The sequence below is a fragment of the Bacillus sp. T2.9-1 genome, from assembly GCF_950097965.1.
In the GTDB taxonomy this organism is placed as follows: Bacteria; Bacillota; Bacilli; order Bacillales; family Cytobacillaceae; genus Niallia; species Niallia hominis.
Genome location: NZ_CATNHG010000108.1, coordinates 82,029 through 103,127, shown reverse-complemented (window position 1 = coordinate 103,127; position 21,099 = coordinate 82,029). Strand labels below are relative to the sequence as shown.

Sequence of the window (21,099 nt, the reverse complement as noted above, 5' to 3'; positions counted from 1 at the left end):
ATGAAAAAAGTAAGTTTTTTTCGTTCTATTCATTTGAAGCTTGTATTAGTTATTGTTTTGCTTATTCTTATTTCTATTCAGATAATTGGGGTTTATTTTGTAAAAACCCTACAAACAACGCTATTAGACAGTTTTAAAATATCGATTCAAGAGAAAGTAAATATTTTATCTATCTATTTAGAAGAGCAGCTCGTAAAGGAACGATTTGTTGAAAACGGTGATTCAACATTAGAGGAAGATATCAAAAGAATTTTAAGTGATAATAATTCATCTGATATTAAAGAAATCAGAGTTGTTAATAGTAATGGCATTATCGTTGGAACCTCTGATCCGGAAAACCAACATTTGGTCGGCCAGAAAATGGTTGATGTTTCGGTAAGGAGAGTTCTCTCAAACTCCTCTCAACCGGATAATCCGATTAAGCAGAAAAACGGTGAGAAAATCTATGAGCTGATTACGCCTATAAAAACAAATGGAGATGAAATAGTCGGAGCCATTTATTTAGAGGGCAAGATTGAGAATGTCTATAAACAAATTGATAAGATCAATCAAATCTTTCAAAAAGGAACGATTATCACTTTATTTGTAACGGCAATATTAGGAGTCTTATTAGCAAGAACGATTACAAAGCCTATTTCAGATATGCAAAAGCATGCCTTTGCTTTATCGAAGGGGAATTTCTCCAGAAAGGTTAAAGTATATGGTTTTGATGAGATTGGACAATTAGCAATCACGTTTAATAATTTAACAAAGAAGCTTCAAGAATCACAGGCAACAACAGAAAGTGAGCGGCGGAAATTATCATCTGTTTTAGCCTATATGACAGATGGAGTAATTGCAACAGATCGAAGAGGGCGAATTATTCTTATAAATGAGCCAGCTGCAAAGATGCTAGATGTTTCACGTGAAACAGTACTCTCGGAGCCAATTATTAATCTCCTTGATCTTAATGGGAAATATACATTTGAGGAGCTATTGGAGGAAAGAGAATCGGTTATTTTGGATTATAGCACTCATTATGAGCCATATATTTTACGGGCTAATTTTTCGGTTATACAAAAAGAGACAGGGTTTGTTAATGGTTTAATTACGGTCCTCCATGATATTACGGAGCAGGAAAAAATTGATATGGAAAGAAAAGAATTTGTAGCGAATGTTTCCCATGAATTGCGTACCCCGTTAACTACGATGCGCAGTTATGTAGAAGCTTTATATGATGGAGCTTGGAAAGATGAAGAATTGGCTCCAAAATTCTTAAATGTCACCCAAAATGAAACCGAGAGAATGATACGCTTAGTAAATGACTTATTGCAGCTTTCTAAATTAGATAGCCGTGATTATCAGTTAAATAAAGAACTTGTTGATTTTATCGTTTTTTATAATCGAATTATTGACCGTTTTGAATTGACGAAACAACAAAATGTTAGCTTCATAAGAAAATTGCCAAAGAAAGCAGCATTTGTGGAAATTGATGAAGATAAATTAACACAAGTACTAGATAATATAATTTCCAATGCAATGAAGTACTCTCCTGAAGGTGGAAACATTACCTTCTCTATTAAGGAACAGGAACAGCAAATAATCGTAAGTGTATCAGATAATGGTGTTGGTATACCGAAAGAAAATATTGATAAAATATTTGATCGTTTCTATCGTGTTGATAAAGCGAGAACACGAAAGCTCGGTGGAACTGGACTTGGCCTTGCAATCGCAAAAGAAATGGTAGAAGCACATGGGGGAAGAATTTGGGCATCCAGTAAAGAAGGCAAAGGAACAAAAATATCTTTCACCCTACCGTATATTCAATCTGAAGAGGATGATTGGGGATGAAATATGAGAGTGTAAAAAGCGGTATTTTAATCTTTCTCGTAGCTTTAAGTGTGTTATTATATTATCTCCTTTGGACAGATCAGGGCGGGGAATTTGATTCAATTGGTAGTGGGTCAACTACTGCTCTGGAGGAATTAGGAGAAACAAAGGAAGTAAGTGAAGTTGTAAAGCCAGACGGAATTTACCAACACATAGATGGGAATCATTATGGTACAATTTCAAGGGAAGAAATAGATTCTATTATCCAGAAGCTTAAAGAATTTGAGTATGCAGATTTTCGTAATATAACTTCAAAAGTGGAAAGTGTAGCAAGCTTTTTAGAAGAGCAGGATAATAGTTTGGAAATAAGATTTCCAGGACAAGTTCCCTTTCGAATTTACAAAGATATTTTAAGAGTAGATCAGGATAATTCCTTTGATTTTGATACGATTTTGTTTTCATATAAGGATGGAAAGGTTTATTTTCTGTCTAAAGAAACGGGGAAAGTATATGAAACATCGGTACGATCGAAATATGTTGAGGAACTGAATCAATTTAAAGATAGTGTCTTTAAGGAAAAAACAGTTTATTCTACCTATTTTTCGTATAAACCAAATGACCAGTATTTAATTTATTTGCCTAGTGAGAAAAGGGAAGTCAATAAATACAAATATTTTACGAGACAAATCGAATCGATCCGATTGAAAAGAGCATTATTTACTAATCCTAGTATCGCCCAAAAAGAAATTTTAACAAATTGGGAAGAGTATACAGACGATTCGGGTTTACTTAGAATATATAAAGATACCCATATTGTCAGCTTCTTTAAACCTTCTGGCATTTCGAACGAAACGATTCAGAAGCATATCATTAATAATAGTATCGATCTAATCAATCAGCGAGGTGGCTGGATTAATGACTATTTATATGTGGGACGAGATGAAGACAGAAAGATAACCTTTCGTTTATACAACACAAATGGAATGCCTGTGTTTAATTTGAAAACAGAACTATCTGATATTCGTTTGTTCTGGGAAAATAATAAGGCGAAGCGCCTATTAACTAGTAATTTAATTATTATTAATACGACTACTCCGTTTGATTTTTCAAAAGAGACGGTTTCATCAGGAGAAGAGGTTTTACAATATCTCCAAAATAATAAAAAGTTAAAGACAGAAAAACTCCAGAATATTGTGATGGGATATGATATGCAGGTCGATTCTCAAAATATCGTTTCCTTAGAACCAACCTGGTTTTACCAATATGATAATAAATGGTATACCTTATATTCGGAAGGAACAGGAGGCAACTTAGATGGACTGGAGTAAGATAAAGACCATATTTATTATTGCCTTCTTAATATTGGATGTATATCTAATTTATGAATATATAAAGATTAAAGAATACCAACGGGCGGATGACTATACAACAGAGCCAACGACCAATACGCTTTCACGGTTAGGAATTAAATATGATAAAGAAAAGCTTCCAGTCAATAACCAAAAGGATCAATATTTATCAGCGAAGTCGAAGAAATTCACGGATGATGAGATCAAAAAGATGGAAAAAGGGCTATTAAGTGGTCAAGAAATTACCGTAAGAGATAGCATATATCTTCAAGCAGTGTTAGTGGAGCCAATTAGTATTAAAGAAGATTTTGACCCAGAGGAGTTAACTGAATTTCTGTTTAATCAAGTGCTTAACGGTTCAGAGTATCGCTTTTGGGAAAAGAGTGGAAATACCATTACGTATTATCAACAGCATGCTGGAAAGACATTATATCGAAATCCAAAGGGTGAAATTACCTTTAATGTAAATGAAGAGAACAAAATCGTTTCCTATAACCAGACGTATTTGGAAAAAATTCAAGAAATGGATGAAAAGGAAAACATTATTCAGCCGTTGGATGTTATTCTGAACTTATTTACAAATAACTTCATAGAAAGTGATTCGTATGTAAGCTATGTAGAATTAGGCTATTATACACAGCTTGATACATCTGCACAATTGCTTGCTCCAACTTGGAAAGTAACAGTGGATGAAGAAGACTTTTATGTAAATGCTTTGGACGGGGCAGTTATTCAACCAGAAACAGAGGAAATGAAATTGGAGTGAGAGAAAAATGCGGTTTAGTGTTCTCGCAAGTGGCAGTACAGGAAATGCCATCTTTGTTGAAACAGAAGATCATTCCTTTTTAGTTGATGCTGGATTAAGCGGAAAGCAAATGGAAGGCTTATTTCAAGGCATTGAACGGAAAATGAGTGATTTAAAAGGGATATTAGTGACACATGAGCATAGTGACCATATTAAAGGGGTAGGAATTGTTGCAAGAAAATATAAATTACCTATCTATGCAAATGAAAAAACGTGGAAAGCAATGGATCCCTTAATCGGCGAAATTCCCACAGAGCAGAAATTTCAATTTGATATGGAAACCGTTAAGACATTTGGCAATTTATCCATTGAATCCTTTGGCGTATCCCATGATGCGGCAGAGCCAATGTTTTATGTATTCCATGAAGGAGAGAAAAAGCTCGTACTAATCACAGATACAGGTTATGTTAGTGATCGAATGAAAGGAATCATTTCCAATGCAGATTCCTATGTGTTTGAAAGCAACCATGATGTGCAGATGCTGAGGATGGGAAAATATCCATGGAATATTAAAAGACGTATTTTAAGCGATGTAGGGCATGTCTGTAATGAAGATGCAGCAATTGCAATGAGCGAGGTAATTGGAGATCGCACAAAGCATATTTATCTTGCTCACCTAAGCTTAGATAATAATATGAAGGATTTAGCAAGAATGTCAGTTGGACAGACATTGGAAAGCCGTGGAGTCGGGTTAGGGGAACAGGTTACTTTATTTGATACAGATCCTAGAATACCGACAAAAATGATGGCAATATAAGTGGATAAAAAAAGCGGATACTTGGTTATTCGCTTTTTTTTTTGGAAAAATGGAAGTATGCTATCAATGCTTTTGGGTATCATATGGTGAAAACATCTCTAAGTAGTTCGTTTGTTTTTTTAAAAAAAAGGAAAAATAATAAAGAATATGTTAGAAAGTATTTAGATAATGTCTGTAGAAAGGAATGAAGCTCGTGGATTACGATTATGGGAATCAGGGAGATGGGCAGAAGAAAAGGTCACGAAAAGGATATTTCTTCTCTGGATTTATTGGTGCAATTATTGGTGCAGTACTTGTTTTATTAATTAGCCCACGGTTAACAGATTTAGCGATTCTTCCGAATAAGGAAGAAAGCGGCAGTGTGATAAGCAATTCGGAAGGGGTAAAAACGCAGAATGTCTCATTGAATGTCGAAACAGATGTCACAAAGGCAGTTGATAAAGCAGCTGATTCAGTTGTTGGAATTACCAATCTGCAGTCCTCTAATTTCTGGGCAGATGAAACGACGGCAGAAGAGGCTGGTACAGGTTCAGGTGTTATATATAAAAAAAGTGATGGCAAGGCATATATTGTTACAAATAATCATGTCGTGCAAGGTGCGACAGAGCTAGAGGTTACTTTATCAAACGGAAAGAAAATTAGTGCGGAACTAATTGGTGCTGATATTTGGACAGATTTAGCAGTAGTCGAAGTAGATGCAAGCGAAATAACAAAGATAGCGGAATTTGGTAATTCAGATACGCTGAAAGCAGGTGAACCTGTCATTGCAATTGGTAATCCATTAGGGTTAACATTTTCTGGATCGGTTACACAAGGAATTGTTTCCGGATTAGAAAGAACGATTCCAGTTGATATTAATGAGGACGGGACACCAGATTGGCAATCAGAGGTTATTCAAACAGATGCCGCCATTAACCCAGGAAATAGTGGTGGAGCCCTTGTTAATATTGAAGGTCAGCTTATCGGTATCAATAGTATGAAAATTGCCGAATCTGCTGTTGAAGGGATTGGGCTTGCGATACCAATTAATTCAGCTATACCAATTATTGAAGATTTAGAAGAACATGGAGAAGTACAAAGACCCTACATGGGAGTAGAGTTGCAATCTGTTAGCGATATTCCGGGCTACTATCAGCAGGAAGCATTAAAGTTACCAGAGGATATCACTACAGGTGTAGCAATTAAAGATGTTTCACCAAATTCACCAGCTCAAAAAGCAGGATTAAAAGAGCTAGATGTTATTGTGGAACTAGATGGCAAAGAAATAGTGGACTTAATTGATTTAAGAAAGCATTTATATAATGAAAAGAAAATTGGCGATTCCATGGAAGTAAAATATTATCGCAATGGAAAGTTAGAAACAGCAGAGCTAACGTTATCGGAAGATCAAATGTAAAAAAGAAAAGTAGAGCAAAACTGACAAAAGTTTTGCTCTACTTTTTTATTAAAAGAGAATAAGGAGAAATATTTTTTTCCAAAAATAATGAAGTTGTTTGTGGATAAGGTCTTATCGTGAAAAGTAAATGAATTTTGTTAGAGTGGTTGCAGTTTTTGGGTAGAATGATAAGATGGAATGTGGATAACTAATAATTGGATTAGAAAAAATGATTATCCACAATTATTTTTAGAAAAATGAAAAAAGCAATCGCTAAAAGGAGAAGGAAAAATGATTTATAGTTGTGCTGAACACGTTGATATAGCAATAGATTCTGTAGTAAATGAGTTTGAAACATTTCCGATTTTGGAACAAATTTCAGATAAAGAAAAGTTATCAACAACCTGTGAATATTGTAAAAATAACGCCATATATATGGTGGCGAACAAGTGATTCCATACTATATGTGGATTAAAAATGTGGATATGTGGATAACTTATGTGGATATCTTGTTTGTAAAGTGAGGAAAGCATGTGAATATCTCAATTGTTACAGTTGGAAAATTAAAAGAAAAATACTTAAAGCTTGGAATCGAAGAATATACAAAAAGACTTTCAAGCTATTCTAAAATAGAAATCATTGAAGTTCCAGACGAAAAAGCACCAGAAATCTTAAGTGATGCAGAAATGCTGCAAGTAAAGAAAAAAGAAGGCGAACGAATCCTTACCAAAGTCCCAGCTGATGCACATGTTATCGCACTAGCTATAGAAGGTAAGCAAAAGTCTTCAGAAGAGCTAGCCGATACCATTGATAAGCTAGGGACATATGGAAAAAGCAAGGTTACTTTTATTATTGGTGGATCTTTAGGGCTTAGTGATGAGGTGCTAAAGAGAGCAGATGATAAGCTTTCGTTTAGTAAGATGACGTTTCCTCATCAGTTGATGCGGTTGATTTTGGTGGAGCAGGTTTATCGGGCTTTTCGGATTAATAGGGGTGAACCGTATCACAAGTAAATGAGGTTTTTTACTATCAATTAATTTTAAATATATAAATAGGCAAATAGGTTATTAAAGAGACGGCACATATCTCCCCCTTTGGTAGGTTTTGAAATATAAGCCCCATTCTCATTTGTATAAAAATTTATAAACTATAGATTTAAGGAGTCGAGATGCTCGTTCGTCTTTTCAATTATCATTCACACATAAGCAGGAAAAGTTATTTAGTACTCCTGAAAGATTTAAAAAAAATTAACGTATCTTAATTAATAAAAGAGATTTTTTTCAGTAAAGAATTAAGAGGGGATATTATGAGAGAATTTTTAAAAAACCTCATGAATAAGAAGCCTATTGTATATGGGGGTTGGTTTTTGAGTTTAATCCCACTCTATGCAGTCGCATTTACTCTTCTACCTGAGTCAAGCTTGCAACTAAATAATCATGAGGCAGGATTTTTCAGTTATTTTTATTTTAGTATTATAACAATTACTACTCTAGGCTATGGTGATATTACACCTGTTGGAAATTTAGGCCAATTACTTACTGCCTCTGAATCTCTGTTAGGAATCATTTTAATAGGTCTTTTTCTAAATTCTTTATCTCATCAGCATGGAATTGAAGTTCAGGAAAATGAAAAACAGATACAACAAAAAAGAGATGAAGAGCGAGCAATAGAGAGGTTCTCAGCTTTTAATCAACTAATTGAATTAAATATAAAAAGATACAAAATGTATTTATTTACAGTAACTACGCCTATAAATGAAAGAAATCCTGGCACTACCTTTAATGAAAGTTTCAAATTTAATGACATGAGAGATCTATTTAAATCAACAGCTAGGCTCTCTGATCATCATTTTACTCCAGCCATAGAATACTACTTTAAAAGTCTAAAAGAGTTAGTAGATTCTCTTGAAGAATTAGTAAAGTTAGGTTACGTACAGAGTTGGCCAGAAATTGAAAGTTTGTGCATTAAGTTTATAGAAGACTCCAAGGAATTAGATTTCAGTGACTATATATTAAATCAACCAAATGTGAAAATTGGCGAACAAAACGCTACTGAATTTGATGAGGAAATGATAAAAAATCATAAAGGAGAAGTTCAGTTTCGTTCGAGTAATGCTATAAACGCTTATGTTGCTCTTTATCACCTTATCCAAAAAAGTTATGGATTTATAAGAACGTACAGGAGAATGGCTTTAGAAATAATAAAAACAAAGCAGAGTGCCGGACAATAATTTAAAACTGTCGACTAAATTTAATGACTAAGAAGTATGGCAGACAAAACGTGTACCATGAGCTTTTGAAATGCTTAATTCTAAATTTCGAAAATCTTGAATTAAACAACCTTACTCATACTTTTTACATCGCCTGTACCCATCCATAAATAGCATACGACTGAATATTGCTTTAACTATTATCAAAGGATTTGAAACGATGGAGGAGAAGTTTTTTTCTAAGGGGGATATGCATGAACAGGTTAGATTTGTATAAGAAGCCCATTTTAGTACGTACTTTTATTACAAATGATGGCGAGAACCATGACGAAGAATATGAAAGGTATTCATCTACAAAAAAAGATGTCGAAATAAATATAGAGAAATATAAAAAGGATTCTGAGTTTTACAAGATTGTCAAAGAAATGATTTTTGACGTTGATCAAGACGACAGACCGCTACTTCACATTATCTGTTATACATTTAATGGCTCTTATAACAGTCTTGAGATGGTAGCTTTATTGCAAACATCCGTTGAAGCGTCGCAAGATGAATTAGACAAAGCAATACTTCATGAATTGGCTATGTCAGTTATTTACAATATACCTGTTTTCCTTAATCACGATAAATTGGAAGAGAGCCTTAGCGGCTATTATAACCAATTATATGAACATGGTTTTGAGTTAATAAATGAAAATAATGAAGTGAAAAAATACAAACTTGCAGATACTTTAATTCCAGATTTTGAAAAACAAAAAGGTGAGTTGAAAGGAGAGAAAACACCAAGAATTTATTCATTCAGTGAAGTAAATTATTATAAGAATAAATTAATGGAAAAACTAAAAAAACTGGATAATGCTCAATATGTAATAAATAATTTAAAAGATGGAATTAATGAGTTATCAGAAGGGTTAAATAGTTTTTCGAGAAATGAGAATAGACTTCAAGAAATATTAACGACTTATCCAATTTTATTTGGAACAGAATATATTGAGGTATTAGATAAGCATAGTTTTGGTTCTGAATACGAAGCTGACTATGTTTTGAAAAGATATAACGGACTTTATGATGTTGTTGAAATTGAAGCTAGTACTTTAAATGTTTATACTAAACAAGGCAATCCAGCCAGTACGTTGGTACATGCAGAACAACAAATAATGGACTGGTTAGAGTGGATTGAACATAATAACTCATATGCACGTGAAAAAATTCAAGAATTATATTCACCAAAAGGCTATGTGGTAATTGGAAGATCTAATACTTTGACACTAGAAACAAAAGAAAAACTTAGAAGAAGAAATTTAGTTTTTAGAGATAAAATTGAAGTAATTACCTATGATGATTTATTAGAAAATGCTAAATCATTATTAAATTTACTTACTGGTAATAAGTTAGAGGGTGATTAACTTTTATTAGTATTCTTTGTCAATGTAACTAGACAAATCGGATTAGTATAGGTGACTCAAAAATATTTTACTAATCGAAAGATTTTCTTGGGATGTGCCCCAACTTCTCGGCCACTTTTGACACAAAGGGAGATGGCTGAATCAAGGAAGGCAGCCTTCTCACGTTGACGATTAACTTACCAAAGGTATTCGAAACATTAATGAAGAAGAATCTCTGATCCATCTTTGTCTACTAAAGTAACTTGCTGAACAAAGTGTAAATTAGTATGCATTATTTGATGTTTTAAATATATTAAAGATGAAATTAAACCTCATTTAGATACACCACGGTGAACCGTATCACAAATAGTGGTAAAATAGAGAGTGGAAATTGTACTTGATAATCAGTGGTTAGATAAGTTATTTACTAACATAAAATGAGGAATAAGAGAAGATTAAAAATTGAAAAAGCCTCTGGTATACACCAAAGGCTTTTATCATCTTTTAAGTTAGTTTATTGCATTAACGAGTGCTTTTCCAAATTCTTCAGCGCCATCTGGGCCGTCACCTGTGATAATGTCACTATGTGCAATAACATGTTTCTCAACATACTTTACATTATTTGCTTTCAGTTGGTCTTTTTGTACGTCAACAGGGTAGCAAGTTGCTTCTCTACCTTCAAGTAAGCCAGTTTGCACGACAGAAACTGAACCAGCACAAATTCCAGTAACAAGAATTTTATCATTATGTGCTTTCTTTAAATACGTGGATAATTCTCCATTATTCCAGAGATGATCATTTGTGCCAGAACCACCAATAACAGAAATAACGTCAAAATCGGTTGCTGTAGTATCGGTAAAGACCTTTTCGGATATTGCCTTACCTTCAAAATCGCCAATAATTTCGCCAGTTTTTGTGCTTGCAATTGTTACTTCTATTCCTGCTTTTTCAAGTGCCTCTTTTGGTTTAAATAATTCATCTTCATTAAATCTTTCGGGTGGTATAATTAAAAGTGCTTTTTTACTCATAATTGTTATTCCTCCTAAAATAGTTTGTCTTAACTCACAAATATATATTACAACCTGTTTGTTATTCTGGGAAGAATGCACTTTTTTGTAACAGGGTAACCTTAAAGTAACAATTGAAAGCGGAGGCAGAAAATATGTCGGATACACTTAGAGATGAAATTAAAGAGAAGATAATAAATGGTGATTACAACTGTGAAAAAGAACTTACTTTATCGATTATCAGTGGTAAGTGGAAAGTTGTGATTTTATGGCATTTAGGTGTTGAAGGTCCGCACCGCTTTAGTGAATTACAAAGATTATTTCCAAAAATATCCCATAAAATTTTAACGAATCAATTAAAGGAATTGGTGGAAGACGGCATTGTTCATCGAGAGGTTTATCCAGAAGTTCCGCCTAAAGTGGAATACTCAATGACTGGATTGGGTATGACGTTACTTCCAATTGTGGAAATGATGTATGATTGGGGGAAAAAACGAATAGAAGAAATCAAAAGAGAAATAGGGGAATCAAATTAAAAGTAATAGAGTGTTTAATTAAAAATGTAATGGTATAAAGGAGTTACTAAACACTTCCGATGATTTGATTTTGGAAAATTTATTGAGAACAATAATATGAAAAAGTGATGAAGTAAGGAATCAGAGGACTATTATGGTCTCCTTTTATTTTTACGGAAATTAGGTATGAACATATATATTACCAGTGAAATTTAGTTGAACCTTACCATAAATAAATGAGGTTTTTGAATTACTTTTTAAACTCTATTTGGATTTGTCGGTTGGATTTCTATTAAAGAAAAGATAAACTCCTTTTTATAAGGTAAGAGTGGTAAAAAGGACAAGTGCACCATCCAGTAATCTTCTAAATTTCTGGATGGTGCACTTGTTGTTATAAAGATGATATACTAATTTCAAAAGTACTAGGAGGTGTCTGTGGTGAAATGGGAACAAGTTCGTGAACAATATCCGGAGCAATGGGTTCTTGTCGAAGCTATCTCCGCCTACTCAAAAAATTCAATACGTTATTTTGATGAATTATCAGTCATTTCTTACTTCTCCGATTCAACTCAAGCATGGAAAGAATATAAAAAACTCCATTTAGCTGAACCTACCCGTGAATACTATATTTTTCATACTGACCACAAAACGATTGAAGTTAAAGAAGAAAAATTTATTGGAGTAAGGAGACGACTTCAATGAAGATTGAAATGCGTGAAGGGTTACCTCTAGTCTCCGTTCTGCTCTCTTATAATGGAAAGACAATGCAATTAAATGATGTTCTTTTAGATACTGGATGTTCCACAACTATTTCCGATACTGATGAAGTAGAAGCAATTGATCTAATTATTGACCGAGCTAATGGCAGACCAAGAAGGATGTATGGAGTTGGAGGAGAAAGTGAACTCTGCTATGAACAAATTGTATCTGATTTAATAATCAATCATCATTTGTTCGATGCCTTTCAATTACAGTTAGGAATAACCAAAGAAACCTATGGATTTAACGGCATTCTTGGAATAGATTTTATGATTGAATCTGGTACGATAATAGATTTAAAGGAGATGATAGTGAAGTAAACAATTTGTATCTCCGCTAGATGATTCACTTGGAATCAATCCTCTTAACCCCTGAAGTGCTTGGATAATAGGGGCATGTACTCCTTCTGTCTAACACCGCTTCTCTCGCAGAAGTCTCATGCCTTCCACTTCAATCAACAAAAAGTTATGTTCACAGTGACTCCCCGGAATTTGTCGAATATGGATAGAGAGTGTAACTATGTGAATTTGCTAAAATGAAATAGCAGATAACTTATTCTAAAATGTCTATTCGAAAAGTTGCTTTTTGTAAAATCAGAGAAAAGAAAAAACAATCCTGTATGTTTTTTACAGTCGCTATATTTATTAAATAATTTGTACGTTATGGACTGTGTAACATTTATGTGAAACAAGATTTTCTGGGGAATCACTGTGAACTGAGAAATCCAGCCCTACTTAAATTTGATTAGCTTATATAAACTAAAAGGTTTGGCGTGCCAAGCCTTTTTTGAATTCTTTAAACCAAAGGAGACCAACTTAAGTTGTCTTTGAAATAAAAAATAAATGTAAACCTATTTTTATTTTTAGTTGACAATTAATATGATATTGAATATTATCATAGTTGAATTAATTACATATATTCTGAGGAGAATGTGAAAATGAAAATTAAAGAAATTACCTTTGTAGCACTGTTTGCTGCTGTCATGGGTGCTCTTGGTCTCGTTCCGCCTATTATTCTTTCGTTTACACCGGTACCTATTACATTGCAAACATTAGGTGTTCTTCTTGCAGGGGGAGTATTAGGTGCAAGGTTAGGAGCAATAAGCCAGCTTGTCTTCTTACTGCTAGTTGCCGTTGGAGTACCTCTTCTATCGGGTGGTCGAGGCGGATTAAGTGTATTTGTGGGACCGAATGTTGGTTATTTAATTTCTTGGCCAATAACAGCATTCGTTATTGGATTTTTATTATCACGTATAGCAAATTTAAAACTACATCATGTGTTATTTATTAATCTGACAGTTGGAATCTTGCTAATCTATTTAATTGGTATCCCTACACAAGCATTGATTATGCATATTTCCCTATTAAAAGCTGTAAAAGTTAGTTTGGTTTACTTTCCTGGGGATGTATTAAAAGCTGTACTAGCTTCGATTTTAGTCTACAGATTAAGAAAGCACCTAGTTTTTTCAAGATCTCTAGCATCGAATTACTCGGATGACATAACTAAACATATGTAAATACTAAAGAGATACTCTTGATATGTATTTTCTATAGAGGTGATAAAAATGGGCAATATAACGGAAACATATGAAAATTTAGCGGAAATTTTTCCGAATAAAATAGCAATCCATACAAATCATCAACAAATCAATTATCAAAAATGGAGTGAATTAGTCAATCAAACGGCAAATTGGCTGCACTCACTGCATTCAGAAAATAAAACAATAGGAATTCTTCTGCCTAATGGGATCCCTTTCCTGCAACTCTTTGCAGGTGCATCCAAGGCTGGTTGGATTGCGGTACCTTATGATGTGAAATGGACGAAAATTGAATTAGAAAAGAGAGTAAAACTTTCTAATCCTTTAATGATTGTCACAACACGAGAAATTTACTATCAATTTAAACAAAAAATTCCGAATTTAATGAATTTAGAGGACGCTTTACTGGAAATCTCTCGGTTTGAATGGAACATAAATAGGTATACCCAAGAAAATTTGCCTTTTTATATTGGTTTCACCTCTGGCACAACTGGAAACCCAAAAGCATTTGTTCGTTCCCAGGATTCATGGATTGCGAGCATTGATTGCAACCGTTTTGATTTAGAAATAAATGAATCGGATCATATTTTAATTCCAGGGGCATTAATGCATTCTCACTTTCTTTATGGAGCTATTAGCACTTTGTATTTAGGAGGAACTGTCTATTTATTAGACAAATTTTCTCCTATTGAAGGTCAATCATGGATAGAATCTTATCCCATTACAACGATGTATGTCGTTCCAACAATGATAGAAGCATTTCTGAAACAAGGAATTCAAATCAATAAGTCTATAAAAATCCTTTCATCGGGTGCAAAGTGGTCTGAAAGATTAAAATTAGAGATCTATCATATCTTTCCAAAAATAATCATGTATGAGTTCTATGGAGCTAGTGAATTGAGTTTCATTACTGTAATTTCTAATCGAGATGGTATGAACAAGGCAGCAACCGTTGGGAAGCCTTGTTACGGCGTAAGGGTACAAATAAGGCTGCAAGATCAGATTTTAGCAAAACCCAATGAGATTGGAACGATCTATGTAAGAAGTGGACTTATAATAAATGGATACATTGATCATGATGGAAGGACCGTTCATTCGATTCAGGATAAAGAGGGGTGGGCTACGGTCCATGATAGGGGTTATTTTGATGAAGATGGCTATTTATATATTACAGGCCGTGAGCAAAATATGATTTTATATGGAGGAATCAATATTTTTCCTGAAGAAATAGAGGGAGTTATTTCCTTGCATCCGGATGTGGAGGAAGTTGCGGTAATCGGTCTGACAGATTCGTATTGGGGTCAGGTGGTGGCTGCGGTAGTAAAAGGGGAGGGTTGCCCATTAGAGTTAAAAAGATTTTGTAAAAAGTATTTGTCTATTTATAAAATTCCTCGTAAATGGTATTTTCTATCTGAATTGCCCTATACAACGAGTGGAAAGATTGCTCGTGCTGAACTAATAAAACAAATAGAAAGCAAGGTGACCAGTGATTAAAAGAGCAGTAATTGTCCAGGCAAAGCGTACACCAATCGGAAAAATGAGTGGGATTTTACGGGATATTCAGCCACATGAGCTTGTAGTTCCGCTTCTTCAGCATTTAGTGAATGGATTAGAAGAAAAGATTGATGACATCATTTTGGGGAATGTTGTTGGTCCAGGTGGAAACATTGCCCGTTATGCTGCCTTAGAAACAGGATTACCTCTTTCTATAACTGGACTTACAATTGACCGTCAATGCAGTGCAGGGTTAGAAGCGATCCGAATGGCATGTTACTATATTCAAGGTGACGCTGGAAGTTGTTACATTGCCGGTGGTGTAGAAAGTACGAGCACCTCTCCCTTTTCGTCAAGAGCGAGATTTTCTCCTGAAAAAATTGGCGACCCAGATATGGGCGTAGCTGCAGAATATGTGGCAGAAAAATATGCTATTTCAAAAGAAATGCAAGATGAATATGCACTTCTAAGTTACAAGCGTAGCTGGCTGGCGTATGAAAAAGGATATTTTACTCAGGAGATCATTCCGATTGGAGAATACCATCAGGATGAAGAGCTATTTAGAAAAAGAAATATGGAGGTACTATTAAAAAGAGCTAGGCCCATATTTAATAGTACCGGTACGGTTACAGCAGCGAACAGTTGCGGTATTCATGACGGGGCTTCAGCTGTTCTTGTTATGGAAGAAAATTTAGCATTAAAAAATGGTTTCCAACCTATCTTGCGATTTTTGGATAGTGAAATCTCAGGTGTACATCCCAATTATCCCGGAGCAGCCCCCATCCCGGCTATTCAAGCCTTATTAAAAAGAAACCGGCTTACTATTGCGGATATTAACTTAATTGAAATAAACGAAGCTTTCTCTTCAAAAATAGTTGCCTGTATGAACGAACTATCTATTTCATGTGATCAAATAAATGTTTCCGGAGGAGCTTTAACGTTAGGACATCCTTATGGAGCGTCAGGAAGTATTTTAATCACGAGGCTTTTCTACGCAGTACAAAGGCGAAAGAATGTCAAATATGTACTAGCGGCAATAGGCAGCGGTGGAGGAATCGGAGTAGCAGTCCTATTCGAGGTGGCAATATGAAAACGAAGGAGTATGAAATCATTTTTACTCAAGAAGATGTACTGCAATTTGTTCAATTGATTGGTGATCAAAATTCTACTTATCAAAGTGCTGAAGGAGAAAAAGGCGAAAGCATTCCTCTTCCTCCAACCATGCCAATGATTGCTTATAAATGGTTTGAATCTCCATGGGAGCTGCAAAAGCCTATTATTCATCGAAGACAGAAATGTTTCCAACATCAAAGAATGTATACAAATGAGATTTATAGAGCGATAGTGGAAGTCACAAATCCATTTCAACGTCAAAAGCTTACTTTTATTAAACAAACTCTCCATTTATATAATAAGGATGGACAACTTTGTTTTGAGGGAATATCGGATTTGATTGTGGGAGGTTTGAAATGAAGCGGCTTGCCTTTAAAATTACCGAAGAAGAGGTTGAACAGTATGCGGTAGTTTCAGGTGATAATAATCCCATTCATTTAGATATAGAAACAGCGAAACAACAAGGACTTTCTAATAAAATTGTCCATGGAATGTTAGTAGCGGCCCAAGTGTTAAGGATGATTTCGAGCGAAATTCTCACTCCTCAAGAATGGGTGTGCCAGCATGAATTTACATTTACTTCACCAGTTTATTTGGAAGATCAAATAACTCTAACTATCAAACAAATAGAGCATAAAATCAGAGTAGAAGGAAAATGCGGGGAAAAAGTAGTCATAAAAGGATGGTTGATTGTAACCAGATAAAACTGTTCACAGTGACTCCTCGGAATTTGTCGAATATGGATAGAGAGTGTAACTACATGAATTTGCTAAATGAAATAGCAGCTAACTTATTCTAAAATGTCTATTCGGAAAATAGTTTTTTGTAAAATCTGAGAAAAGAAACAATCCTAAATAGGCGTTTTTACAGTCGCTATATTTATTAAACAATAATCGCAAACTTATACGTTATGGACTGTGTAACATTTATGTGAAACAAGATTTTGGGGGGAGTCACTGTGGCAAAGATTACTATAGTGTGTCCTTACCTTTTTTTAAACGTTTCCATATCAAGGGCACTAAATTAATGAAAATAATGTACACAAATACTAGGATTATATAAATCCAAAATAAGAGGGTGATGGTGTCTTGCCATTTATTTAACTCTAATTGAGTAACTGTTATAACTAGTATTAAGAACACAACTGCTAATCCTATTAATATCCCCATAACAGTGTAGCGTAGTTTTTTAAATGTCATGTTGTCAATCCTTTCATTAAACATGAGACACATATTCTCCGTAATAACTCCTGTACTTGCAGTAAATTCTCTTTATTTTCCATAAAAATCCTCATAAGTATATACTGAATTCGATAGCCTCAGTATTTAACTGAGGAATTGGCAGCACTTGAACTGTAAGGCAATGTTACAGAAAAGAGTCGAGCTAAACGAACAAACGGCACTAAAATTTTCTTCATAAACTCCTCCTTTTTCAATTATTTTAAGTGGAGGTTGTTATGAAGGGGTATTTTTTATGTAACCACTTACATTTCTATGTTATCATAGGAAAATATTATTTCAATAAAAGATACCGAATAATGGGCCAGTTTCTAAACGTAATCGCATAAACAAATGGATATTCGATAGCCAAATCCCCGTCTTTTGATAAGTTTTATTTTATTATGGTTTTCCTCCATGATGCCATTCTTCAGGGGGAGAACGCCAACACCCTCCCCTGAAGAATACCTTCACAAAGTTATATTCGCATTGACTCTTCGGATTTTGTTGAAGATTGACAAAGAGTGTAACTACAAGAATTTGCTAAATGAAATAGCAGCTAATTGATTCAAAATGTCTATTCGAAAAGTAGTTTTTTGAAAAATCTGAGAAAATAAAAACCAATCCTAAATAGGCTTTTTAACAGTCAGCTTTATTTATTAAACAATATTCGGAGCGGTCTATGATATGAATGTACAACATTTATGTGAAACAAAATCTTCCGTAGAATCACTGACTGAGAATCATCCCTAAAAAAATAAATTTTAACCAATAAAAGAGGAGTCTGAAACGTCTTGTATGTGAAAGGAGGCTTAAGTAAAATGGGTCAAACGAGTCTGCATCAATCAGATACATCCATAGATAACATCGAAGAGTTTAAGAAATTGTTCAGTGAATATAAGAAGCATGTGTTTGCAATTGCACTTTCTATACTAAGAGACTTTGAATTGTCTGAAGATGTGTTACAGGAAGTGTATATTAAACTTTTTCAGCATATGAAACATAATGAGATAACAAATGTTAAAGCGTGGCTTACTAGCGTATCTCGATACACAGCATTAGATCTGTATCGAAAGAAAAAGCGTGAACTAACAGGTTTTGACAATGATTATTTTGAACATGTGCAATATCTTTCGGGAGATCCTTTAGAAAAAATGATTTTATCAAAATACTTGGAATTGCTTGATTGCGAGGAAAGGCAGATTGTCATCTTGAAGGACATCTCGGGTATGAAGCACAGAGAAATCGCCAAAATCGTTGAAATGCCTTTGGGAACTGTACTTTGGAAGTATAGTTTAGCTCTAAAAAAACTTAGAAAAGGTATAGAGTAAGGAGGATTTCTGATGAAGAAAGATAAAATATTGAAGCATTTGGACAATGCTATTGAAAAACAAGTGCCAGATGTTTGGGATGAAATAGAGACTCAGATACATAAAGCGGAAAAACTAGGCAATGGAGAAAAGGTTGTTAGACTAAGTAATGTTAGTACCCAAAACAAAAAAGTAACTCTTTATAAAAGAATTTCATTAGCTGCAGTAGTTGGCTTAATTGTTGCTATTATGTTCACTTTTACTCCTGTTTTAGCAACTATTCAAGAGGTATATGATAAAATCTTTTCGAGTAAGCATATTGATGATACCGGTGTAAGAACGGCAATTAATCTAGGGAATGGTCAAGCTGTTGATCAAACATTTTATGATGAAAAATATGATATAACCGTGCATTTTGAGAGTGTAATGACGGATGATAAGGAGACAAAACTTCTATTGACCTATCAAAGTGATAATACAGATTTAAAAAACTTTTATATTGATTTGTTTGAGGGTGAAAGTTCGATCAACCTGATAGTCGGAAATCAACAAAAGAAATTAGGTTCTGTAGGTTGGGGAAGTAGATATTACGATAGTAAAGAAAACAAGGTGGCTGAAGCCCTATCTTTTGCTTCAATAAAAGAATATGAAGGACAGGACATTCGTTTAGAAATTGAAAACTTGACAATATATGATGATAAAAACGGGCCTAGTATGGTTCAAACAATTTGGCCTATTGATTTTAAGCTTGCTAAATCAGCCATCTCAGATAGAGAAACTGTAGAAGTAAATAAAGAATTCACTTTTAGACAAGAAACATACAAGATTAAGCAGATAGAATTTTCGCAGCTAGAAACAAGAGTGGTCGTTACTATACCACCTAGTCCGAATGCCGTGCAGAACATGGATGGAATACAAACCAGAGTAATGAGTAAATTGGAACATAAATTTCTTGATGCAAGAAAAATAGATAAGGAATATGGTTATATCGTTGATGAAAAAAAATCGGGTGTATTTTTGAAATCAGCTGGTGAACGAGTTGATCCAATTTTTAGTAAGGGTGAAGTAGAAGGTGCAGAAGATGAGTACATTATGATTTTTGCTCCGGTTAAAAATCGACAAGACTGTATTCTTGAAATCGGTGACGATATTAAAATACCACTCATTGGTAGTGGAACTGCAACTTTAGAAAAACAATCGGAAGATAGTGAAAAACAAATTATAGACGAAGTGTTAGCTGAAAATGGATATATAGCAGAACCACTTTCACATGATGAAATGAAAGAAATAGATTTATATCTTAAAAAATATCAATCCGAATTTTCAATCGACAGAACAGTAATAGGAAAATTGAAAAATCATGAAAATTCTAAAATTATAGAAGTTTCCATATCACAAACATCAGATATTCTTACTGAAATTCAAGCTGAAAATCCAGAAGAAGCTGAAAAAGCTAGAAAAGAAAATGGGTTATCTTTCATTCCGATTTATTTAACGAACTGAGAAATAAGTATATGTTAATTCATGAATAGACGAAAGCTTAGATGATAATATTGAATAAACGAAAGATAGGGATTTTGATGAGATTCAGGCTAATGTAATGATTTTGGATTATTTATCAAAAAATAAGTATAAAACACGTCAAGAAGAGAGGTTTTGTGGATTCTCACCTGTTACAAATAAAAGGATATTAAAGGGACTAAGAGAGTAAGATAAAATAGTACGTGGAAGGTCAGAATAAATGCAAGATGTATAAATTTAAAAATTGAACCTAATTACCGATGAAAACTCATTTAGATCTATCAAGGAACCCTATCATAAGTAAATAAGCTTTTGTTATAATAATTAGTATCAAAAACATCCTGGAGGCAAATATGCTATCATTTGAAGATAAACTAAAAATCATCGAATCGTTCCCCCAATTGGAACGAAAAAATGTGTCATTAAAACGTGTTAATTTTCATTATTTGGAAAGTGGAAGTGACAAAAAGAACGTAGTGTATCACTTACATCCAAATGGAAATGGATTTGTGTATGCGGACAAGCTAAATGAGTATGATACAGATGATAAAGGTATGGTGAATATTCGAGATTTTTCAGAGGAAGAATTAAGAGAAATTATCGAAAAATCTATTCAATCATTAGAACCCAATGCACTAGAAGGAGAGACGATTGAAGAAGAAGCAATGGAAGAAGAAAAATGGGCTGATTCTGAAAATAATACGCTCCTCCTTCTTCAAGAAGAAGGATTCTGGAATATATATGCCGGAGTAAATTTAGAAAATAGTTTTTCAAGCTATATGGAAGCACGTGAATATCTAAAAGAAGAAGGCTTTACCAAATCTAACATGTAAGAATTATAGGAAAGTCAGGATAGCCATACTCCTAATCAAGAGTATGGCATTTTGAGATTGAAAAAATGGAACAGCTAAGGGGGCTTATCCAAAAAAAAGGGAGA

At 34.0% G+C, this 21,099-nt stretch carries 21 protein-coding genes and 1 pseudogene; 20 read left to right on the top strand and 2 right to left on the bottom strand.

Annotated elements, in window-relative coordinates; all coding sequences use genetic code 11:
- The 9 genes from walK to QQZ16_RS16085 all read left to right on the top strand — a co-directional run bounded on the left by walK (position 1) and on the right by QQZ16_RS16085 (position 9,710).
- Positions 1–1,830 (top strand): cell wall metabolism sensor histidine kinase WalK, encoded by a 1,830-nt coding sequence (gene walK, locus QQZ16_RS16125; RefSeq protein ID WP_031535567.1) that lies wholly within the window; start codon positions 1–3, stop codon positions 1,828–1,830.
- Complete coding sequence (locus QQZ16_RS16120) at positions 1,827–3,137, top strand: YycH family regulatory protein (RefSeq protein WP_031535566.1); 1,311 nt, start codon at positions 1,827–1,829, stop codon at positions 3,135–3,137. The genes walK and QQZ16_RS16120 overlap by 4 nt, the downstream gene beginning before the upstream one ends.
- Positions 3,124–3,924, top strand: coding sequence for a two-component system regulatory protein YycI (locus QQZ16_RS16115; RefSeq protein WP_031535564.1), 801 nt, complete (start codon positions 3,124–3,126; stop codon positions 3,922–3,924). The genes QQZ16_RS16120 and QQZ16_RS16115 overlap by 14 nt, the downstream gene beginning before the upstream one ends.
- A 7-nt stretch (positions 3,925–3,931) precedes the next feature.
- The gene (locus QQZ16_RS16110) at positions 3,932–4,720 is read left to right on the top strand and encodes an MBL fold metallo-hydrolase (protein WP_031535561.1); all 789 of its coding nucleotides are present in this window, start codon (positions 3,932–3,934) and stop codon (positions 4,718–4,720) included.
- A gap of 184 nt (positions 4,721–4,904) precedes the next feature.
- Positions 4,905–6,116, top strand: coding sequence for a S1C family serine protease (locus QQZ16_RS16105; RefSeq protein WP_031535559.1), 1,212 nt, complete (start codon positions 4,905–4,907; stop codon positions 6,114–6,116).
- Positions 6,117–6,386: 270 nt separating this feature from the next.
- Entirely contained in the window at positions 6,387–6,548 is a 162-nt protein-coding gene (locus tag QQZ16_RS16100) for a CxxH/CxxC protein (RefSeq protein ID WP_065429117.1), read from the top strand.
- 80 nt (positions 6,549–6,628) lie between these two features.
- Entirely contained in the window at positions 6,629–7,108 is a 480-nt protein-coding gene (gene rlmH / locus QQZ16_RS16095) for a 23S rRNA (pseudouridine(1915)-N(3))-methyltransferase RlmH (protein WP_031535558.1), read from the top strand.
- Positions 7,109–7,401: 293 nt separating this feature from the next.
- Entirely contained in the window at positions 7,402–8,325 is a 924-nt protein-coding gene (locus QQZ16_RS16090) for a potassium channel family protein (RefSeq protein ID WP_031535555.1), read from the top strand.
- A 233-nt stretch (positions 8,326–8,558) separates the two neighbouring features.
- Positions 8,559–9,710 (top strand): Shedu anti-phage system protein SduA domain-containing protein, encoded by a 1,152-nt coding sequence (locus tag QQZ16_RS16085; RefSeq protein ID WP_031535554.1) that lies wholly within the window; start codon positions 8,559–8,561, stop codon positions 9,708–9,710.
- A 488-nt stretch (positions 9,711–10,198) separates the two neighbouring features.
- Here QQZ16_RS16085 and QQZ16_RS16080 read toward each other — a convergent pair whose 3' ends face one another.
- Complete coding sequence (locus QQZ16_RS16080) at positions 10,199–10,717, bottom strand: DJ-1/PfpI family protein (RefSeq protein WP_031535552.1); 519 nt, start codon at positions 10,715–10,717, stop codon at positions 10,199–10,201.
- A gap of 134 nt (positions 10,718–10,851) precedes the next feature.
- Here QQZ16_RS16080 and QQZ16_RS16075 point away from each other — a divergent pair, with 134 nt between their 5' ends.
- From QQZ16_RS16075 to QQZ16_RS16040, 8 genes are all read left to right on the top strand, one after another.
- Complete coding sequence (locus tag QQZ16_RS16075) at positions 10,852–11,232, top strand: winged helix-turn-helix transcriptional regulator (protein ID WP_031535550.1); 381 nt, start codon at positions 10,852–10,854, stop codon at positions 11,230–11,232.
- 417 nt (positions 11,233–11,649) lie between these two features.
- Positions 11,650–11,913 (top strand): hypothetical protein, encoded by a 264-nt coding sequence (locus tag QQZ16_RS16070; protein ID WP_031535548.1) that lies wholly within the window; start codon positions 11,650–11,652, stop codon positions 11,911–11,913.
- The gene (locus tag QQZ16_RS16065) at positions 11,910–12,290 is read left to right on the top strand and encodes a hypothetical protein (protein ID WP_031535546.1); all 381 of its coding nucleotides are present in this window, start codon (positions 11,910–11,912) and stop codon (positions 12,288–12,290) included. Before QQZ16_RS16070 ends, QQZ16_RS16065 begins: the two co-directional genes overlap by 4 nt.
- A gap of 617 nt (positions 12,291–12,907) precedes the next feature.
- Positions 12,908–13,486 (top strand): biotin transporter BioY, encoded by a 579-nt coding sequence (locus QQZ16_RS16060; protein WP_031535544.1) that lies wholly within the window; start codon positions 12,908–12,910, stop codon positions 13,484–13,486.
- A 48-nt stretch (positions 13,487–13,534) separates the two neighbouring features.
- A complete protein-coding gene (locus tag QQZ16_RS16055; protein WP_031535542.1) occupies positions 13,535–15,001 on the top strand; it encodes an AMP-binding protein in 1,467 nt (488 codons plus the stop codon).
- The gene (locus QQZ16_RS16050) at positions 14,997–16,091 is read left to right on the top strand and encodes an acetyl-CoA C-acyltransferase (protein ID WP_031535539.1); all 1,095 of its coding nucleotides are present in this window, start codon (positions 14,997–14,999) and stop codon (positions 16,089–16,091) included. Before QQZ16_RS16055 ends, QQZ16_RS16050 begins: the two co-directional genes overlap by 5 nt.
- Positions 16,088–16,474: a hypothetical protein gene (locus tag QQZ16_RS16045; RefSeq protein WP_031535537.1), complete on the top strand. Its 387-nt coding sequence runs from the start codon at positions 16,088–16,090 to the stop codon at positions 16,472–16,474. The genes QQZ16_RS16050 and QQZ16_RS16045 overlap by 4 nt, the downstream gene beginning before the upstream one ends.
- The gene (locus QQZ16_RS16040; protein ID WP_051640907.1) at positions 16,471–16,818 is read left to right on the top strand and encodes a MaoC/PaaZ C-terminal domain-containing protein; all 348 of its coding nucleotides are present in this window, start codon (positions 16,471–16,473) and stop codon (positions 16,816–16,818) included. The genes QQZ16_RS16045 and QQZ16_RS16040 overlap by 4 nt, the downstream gene beginning before the upstream one ends.
- Positions 16,819–17,631: 813 nt before the next feature.
- Here QQZ16_RS16040 and QQZ16_RS23285 read toward each other — a convergent pair.
- A pseudogene (locus QQZ16_RS23285) lies at positions 17,632–17,768 on the bottom strand (transposase); the annotation flags it as partial.
- A 384-nt stretch (positions 17,769–18,152) separates the two neighbouring features.
- On the opposite strand from QQZ16_RS23285, the gene QQZ16_RS16035 reads away from it, so the two are divergent.
- The 3 genes from QQZ16_RS16035 (at position 18,153) to QQZ16_RS16025 (ending at position 20,995) form a co-directional block, all read left to right on the top strand.
- A complete protein-coding gene (locus QQZ16_RS16035; protein ID WP_031535531.1) occupies positions 18,153–18,662 on the top strand; it encodes an RNA polymerase sigma factor in 510 nt (169 codons plus the stop codon).
- 12 nt (positions 18,663–18,674) lie between these two features.
- Complete coding sequence (locus QQZ16_RS16030; RefSeq protein WP_031535529.1) at positions 18,675–20,144, top strand: DUF4179 domain-containing protein; 1,470 nt, start codon at positions 18,675–18,677, stop codon at positions 20,142–20,144.
- Positions 20,145–20,515: 371 nt separating this feature from the next.
- Positions 20,516–20,995 carry a hypothetical protein gene (locus QQZ16_RS16025; RefSeq protein ID WP_031535527.1) on the top strand — a complete coding sequence of 160 codons (480 nt, stop codon included), beginning with the start codon at positions 20,516–20,518 and terminating at the stop codon, positions 20,993–20,995.
- Positions 20,996–21,099 lie beyond the last annotated feature (104 nt).